The sequence below is a fragment of the Shewanella sp. 10N.286.52.A9 genome (genome assembly GCF_041468985.1).
GTDB classification, from domain to species: Bacteria; Pseudomonadota; Gammaproteobacteria; order Enterobacterales; family Shewanellaceae; genus Shewanella; species Shewanella japonica.
Window position 1 is genome coordinate 2,344 of the sequence record NZ_JBFRJQ010000018.1, and the last position, 3,152, is coordinate 5,495.

The window sequence follows — 3,152 nt, forward strand, 5'->3', positions numbered from 1 at the left end:
GTAATACATTGAGTTCTCAAAACACTTTATTAAGTGTCTTGAATATTCTAAAACTAAGGCGAATTTGTGTAGTGTTAATTCACATGCAAATTATGTAATAAACCAGCTAGTTACGGTACAACTTGAGTTTCTTTGAAACTTATTTGGGTTGTATGGTTAAGTGACTAAGCGTATACGGTGGATGCCTTGGCAGTCAGAGGCGATGAAGGACGTAGTAACTTGCGAAAAGCGTTGGCGAGCTAGTAACAAGCATTTGAGCTAACGATGTCCGAATGGGGAAACCCGGCCACATAAGTGGTCATCATACAGTGAATACATAGCTGTATGAGGCGAACTCGGGGAACTGAAACATCTAAGTACCCGAAGGAAAAGAAATCAACCGAGATTCCCCTAGTAGCGGCGAGCGAACGGGGATTAGCCCTTAAGTCTATGGGGTGTTAGTGGAATGTGTTGGAAAGCACAGCGGCACAGGGTGATAGCCCCGTACACGAAAACTAACCATAGATGAAATCGAGTAAGGCGGGACACGTGACATCCTGTTTGAATATGGGGGGACCATCCTCCAAGGCTAAATACTCCTGACTGACCGATAGTGAACCAGTACCGTGAGGGAAAGGCGAAAAGAACCCCTGTGAGGGGAGTGAAATAGAACCTGAAACCGTATACGTACAAGCAGTGGGAGCGGTTCTTGAGACCGTGACTGCGTACCTTTTGTATAATGGGTCAGCGACTTACGTTTTGTAGCGAGGTTAAGCGAATAGCGGAGCCGTAGGGAAACCGAGTGTTAACTGCGCGTTTAGTTGCAAGGCGTAGACCCGAAACCGAGTGATCTAGCCATGGGCAGGTTGAAGGTTGAGTAACATCAACTGGAGGACCGAACCGACTAATGTTGAAAAATTAGCGGATGACTTGTGGCTGGGGGTGAAAGGCCAATCAAACTCGGAGATATCTGGTTCTCCTCGAAAGCTATTTAGGTAGCGCCTCGAGCGAATACCACTGGGGGTAGAGCACTGTTAAGGCTAGGGGGTCATCCCGACTTACCAACCCTTTGCAAACTCCGAATACCAGTGAGTACTACTCGGGAGACAGACGGCGGGTGCTAACGTCCGTCGTCAAAAGGGAAACAACCCAGACCATCAGCTAAGGTCCCAAAGTTATTGCTAAGTGGGAAACGATGTGGGAAGGCTTAGACAGCTAGGATGTTGGCTTAGAAGCAGCCATCATTTAAAGAAAGCGTAATAGCTCACTAGTCGAGTCGGCCTGCGCGGAAGATTTAACGGGGCTAAGCAATACACCGAAGCTATGGGTTTGCTCTTAGGAGCAAGCGGTAGAGGAGCGTTCTGTAAGCGGTTGAAGGTGAAGGGGTAACCCACACTGGACGTATCAGAAGTGCGAATGCTGACATGAGTAACGATAATGGGGGTGAAAAACCCCCACGCCGAAAGACCAAGGGTTCCTGTCCAACGTTAATCGGGGCAGGGTGAGTCGACCCCTAAGGCGAGGCTGAAAGGCGTAGTCGATGGGAAACAGGTCAATATTCCTGTACTTTTGCTAACTGCGATGGAGAGACGGAGAAGGCTAGGCTAGCGCGGCGTTGGTTGTCCGCGTTTAAGGTTGTAGGCTGTTCACTTAGGCAAATCCGGGTGAACATTAGGCTGAGAGCTGATGACGAGCCGCTAAGGCGGTGAAGTAGTTGATGCCATGCTTCCAGGAAAATCTTCTAAGCTTCAGGTTAGTAGGAATCGTACCCCAAACCGACACAGGTGGTCGGGTAGAGAATACCAAGGCGCTTGAGAGAACTCGGCTGAAGGAACTAGGCAAAATGGTACCGTAACTTCGGGAGAAGGTACGCTCCTGACGGTGATGAGACTTGCTCTCTAAGCTGTTGGGAGTCGCAGATACCAGGTGGCTGCAACTGTTTATCAAAAACACAGTACTGTGCAAAATCGCAAGATGACGTATACGGTATGACGCCTGCCCGGTGCTTGAAGGTTAATTGATTGGGTTATCTTCGGAGAAGCTCATGATCGAAGCCCAAGTAAACGGCGGCCGTAACTATAACGGTCCTAAGGTAGCGAAATTCCTTGTCGGGTAAGTTCCGACCTGCACGAATGGCGTAATGATGGCCACGCTGTCTCCAGCCGAGACTCAGTGAAGTTGAAATTGCGGTGAAGATGCCGTATACCCGCGGCTAGACGGAAAGACCCCGTGAACCTTTACTATAGCTTGGCACTGAACATTGAACCTACATGTGTAGGATAGGTGGGAGACTTTGAAGCTTCGTCGCTAGATGGAGTGGAGTCAATCTTGAAATACCACCCTTGTAGTTTTGATGTTCTAACCGCGGCCCCTAATCGGGGTTCGGGACAGTGCCTGGTGGGTAGTTTGACTGGGGCGGTCTCCTCCCAAAGAGTAACGGAGGAGCACGAAGGTTGGCTAAGTACGGTCGGACATCGTACGGTTAGTGCAATGGCATAAGCCAGCTTAACTGCGAGACATACACGTCGAGCAGGTACGAAAGTAGGTCATAGTGATCCGGTGGTTCTGTATGGAAGGGCCATCGCTCAACGGATAAAAGGTACTCCGGGGATAACAGGCTGATACCGCCCAAGAGTTCATATCGACGGCGGTGTTTGGCACCTCGATGTCGGCTCATCACATCCTGGGGCTGAAGTCGGTCCCAAGGGTATGGCTGTTCGCCATTTAAAGTGGTACGCGAGCTGGGTTCAGAACGTCGTGAGACAGTTCGGTCCCTATCTGCCGTGGGCGTTGGATGATTGAAGGAAGCTGCTCCTAGTACGAGAGGACCGGAGTGGACGAACCGCTGGTGTTCGGGTTGTTATGCCAATAGCATTGCCCGGTAGCTACGTTCGGAATCGATAACCGCTGAAAGCATCTAAGCGGGAAGCGAGTCCTAAGATGAGTCATCCCTAGGAATTTAATTCCTCTAAAGAGCCGTTCGAGACTAGGACGTTGATAGGCAGGGTGTGTAAGCGTTGTGAGGCGTTGAGCTAACCTGTACTAATGACTCGTGAGGCTTAACCATACAACCCAGATGAGTTTTATCTGAGTTGATGGTAACTAGATTTATTACTTACTGTTGAAGGTAAGACTTAGTGAAGAATATAAAGCGCTTAATAAAGTAGAAAACT

1 rRNA gene is annotated in these 3,152 nt (G+C 49.4%); it reads left to right on the top strand.

What is annotated here, in order from left to right:
- Positions 1–154 precede the first annotated feature (154 nt).
- A 23S ribosomal RNA gene (locus AB4128_RS14500) occupies positions 155–3,046 on the top strand.
- The last annotated feature ends 106 nt before the right edge of the window (positions 3,047–3,152 follow it).